General features: G+C 57.2%; 3 protein-coding genes. All 3 read right to left on the minus strand.

Annotated features, from left to right (window positions below):
• Window positions 1-974 precede the first annotated feature (974 nt).
• A complete protein-coding gene (locus KKA81_16645; protein ID MBU2652555.1) occupies window positions 975-1355 on the minus strand; it encodes a hypothetical protein in 381 nt (126 codons plus the stop codon).
• A gap of 70 nt (window positions 1356-1425) precedes the next feature.
• The gene (locus KKA81_16650) at window positions 1426-1710 is read right to left on the minus strand and encodes a hypothetical protein (GenBank protein MBU2652556.1); all 285 of its coding nucleotides are present in this window, start codon (window positions 1708-1710) and stop codon (window positions 1426-1428) included.
• A 256-nt stretch (window positions 1711-1966) separates the two neighbouring features.
• Window positions 1967-2879, minus strand: a 913-nt coding sequence (locus KKA81_16655; protein MBU2652557.1) for a hypothetical protein, incomplete at its 5' end; no start/stop codon positions are given.

Below are 2879 nucleotides of genomic sequence, written 5' to 3' on the forward strand. Positions count from 1 at the left end.
CCCACCTACCACCCCCATTGGCGGTAGTTGGGTAAGACCCAGCCCGGAGAGGTACAGGTCCCCAGGCACGTTCCACTTCCCCTTGACCAGCTTACCGCCAGCCTGCTTGATGCGTTGGACCGCGATTTCCATCGGTGTCATTGAAGTTCTCCTGTGATATCGAGGGCCGCGTGGACACTGATAGTGCTGGAGGTGGGATTCAGGAGGTAGCCTGGGGGCAAGAGCACCAGGTAGGTTGAGGGTGCCTCTACTGTGCTGCCTCTCCTGACACATAGGAAGCAGGACCTACAGACTGTTTGTTGACAGGAGATGCCCTCACCCCCTGAGAGTTATTCCCAAAGTGTGGACACGTGCGAAGTGAAAGGCTGGCTGACGCAGGGCGTGTTTCATCACCTCCTCGTAGGTATTACAGCACCCTTCGCACTGCCTGCGGCAGGAAAAGGTAAGGATTAGGAGGGCTTTCTTCATTTCTTACTCCACGCGTGCGGTGCGCTGCGATATTAGTGGGTGGTCGAGCAGGTGCGAATCCTGTGCGTGTGGAAGCGAGCAAGTCCGCACAATCGTTGCGCTTTATCCTTATATAGATGCACACAGTGGCGCGAATCGAGAAATTTGGCGCCAAAAGTTTCCCTCATTTGTCGGCCACAAGTGGTACTCCCCCACCGACAATTTTCAGAGGATGCCCGGCAAAGAGCGCGCCCTCTCCCAAAAAACGGCACCTCCCCGAGGCCGCGATTCGAGGCCGAATCTCCCCTACTTTTTTGGTCGCGGGCACCTCATTTGGCACAGTTCCCTACCAGCAGGTGAGGAGGGATAGGACAGGTCGCAAGAGATGAGACACTTGTCCAGTTGCTTCTTCTCGAAGTACCGAAAGGCACCGTAGGAGATGAACCCCAGGAGCAGGCACATACAGAGGCTCCAGAATACGAGCCCGAATACGTCCAACCAGCGGCAAAACCTACTCATAGCTCCTCCTAACGGTGTTCCTCTGGTTTGGGCCCGTTGACAATCGAGAGGATGACGGGCGTGTGAGTTGTTTTCGCCTTCGAGACGAGCACCAACTCCACATCCCAGGGCGAGACGTAGAACATCCCCACTTTGTAGTTAGCGTAACTAACTGTGCGGAGTTGCTCATAAATCATCACGCCACTGGGGGTGCGGTACTCGACGTAGTAGACCTTGTCTTTCCAGGCGGGAGTGAGCCTGTACTGCTGGTTCTTGGGGACGGAGAACCTGTCGAGGAGGGCTTGCTCCCGGGAGAACTCCAGGTAGGGACCCCGGTCGCCTATCACGACTCGGGTGAATCCTCGACAAACCGTTTCCCCTGCCTGGGTGATGAGGCCAACTTCAGGCATCCCAGGCAGGATATACTCCAGCAGCCTCCCCTGGAGTAGTCGGGCCCGCCATTCCTTTTGTTTCGTGGGGTTAGGTGCCATCGCCGACCCCCTCACCCTTTTTCGAGTGGCTGGGTTGTTCCAGTTTCATCGAATGAAAAAGAAACTCCTGCTCCACTTCGTAGTTGGATAGGTCGATTTCGGGCCCGGTGGCGAGGAGGTTGAGCGTAGGCTCATCTTCAAAAGTGTGCCAAACATAGCGACCTCGGCGAACACAGGCAGCGGGCTTGGGCCTGTGTGGAGAGAATACACCCAATAGTACCCGTCTTCCTTCGGTGGGGGTGAAGGACCACCCATCAACTTCAAGACCGCTCATCGGTTTCCTCCTTATAGAACTGCCAGTCCGGTGGGACGTTCAGTTTGGTATGGTGGTACTCCAGACTTCGCAAGTACTGGAGATACTTCGGGGAAATGGTTCGTACCCTGGTCTGCATTTTTGGCGGCGCCCCAAAAACATAAGCCAGTTCCACCTCCCTACCATCAATCCTACACCAGTAGTATCCCTCTTCCTGAGGAGGATGGTCTTTCCACTCAAGCCTACTGGTAGCCGCCCTTACTTGTCTAAGACTCATTTAGTACTCCGGAGGTACCAACTTCTTTCCGAGGAACAGGTAGTCGATTTGCTTCTGGGAGGGTTCGAGCCGAAGCAGCTTGCCAAAGGTGTTGCGGATGTACTGACCACAGTTGGTGGCTGCGTCGGACGCGCTCACAAAAACTATCTTTGGTTTCGAGTACTTATAGGGCCCCCCATAGGGGGAGTTGGCGCGGTCGACCTCCCTTACCCAATAGAAGCCCTCTTCTTCTGGGGGAGTGGTAGTAGGTGGTAGGGGTGCTTGTTGCCCCGCCAGCCACCCCTTGTAGGTGGTGCCTCTGGGGAGGGGGTTGTCGTAACACCAGAAGCCCCCACCCACCTCCTTCGGTGCCCCCTTCAGGGAGGTAAGCTGGTTGCTGTAGCAGTAGAAGCCCCCACCGACCTCCTTCGGCGCTCCCTCCAGCGAGGCGAGCTGGTTGTTATGGCAGTTGAAGTTCCCTCCCACCTTCTCGGGCGCTCCAGCCAGCGAGGTGAGCTGGTTGCCGTTGCAGTAGAAGCCACCACCGACCCTCTTCGGCGCCCCCTCCAGCGAAGTCAGTTGGTTGTAGCTGCAGGAGAAGCTCTCACCGACCTCGTTCGGGGCTCCCTCCAGCGAGGTGAGTTGGTTGCCGTCGCAGTAGAAGCCCCCACCGACCTCGTTCGGGGCTCCAGCCAGCGAGGTGAGCTGGTTGTAGCTGCAGGAGAAGTAGCCACCGACTTTCTTCGGCGCTCCAGCCAGCGAGGTCAGCCGGTTGCTGTAGCAGGAGAAGTAGCCACCGACTTTCTTCGGCGCTCCAGCCAGCGAGGTCAGCTGGTTGTAGTGGCAGAAGAAGTTCCCACCTACCACCCCCATTGGCGGTAGTTGGGTAAGACCCAGCCCGGAGAGGTACAGGTCCCCAGGCACGTTCCACTTC

The sequence above is a fragment of the Bacteroidota bacterium genome, assembly GCA_018831055.1.
Lineage (GTDB): Bacteria > Bacteroidota > Bacteroidia > Bacteroidales > B18-G4 > M55B132.

Coding starts and splice junctions, on each gene's coding strand:
- KKA81_16645 (MBU2652555.1), bottom strand. CDS start 1,355: ATGCCTGAAGTTGGCCTCATCACCCAGGCAGGGGAAACGGTTTGTCGA.
- KKA81_16650 (MBU2652556.1), bottom strand. CDS start 1,710: ATGAGCGGTCTTGAAGTTGATGGGTGGTCCTTCACCCCCACCGAAGGA.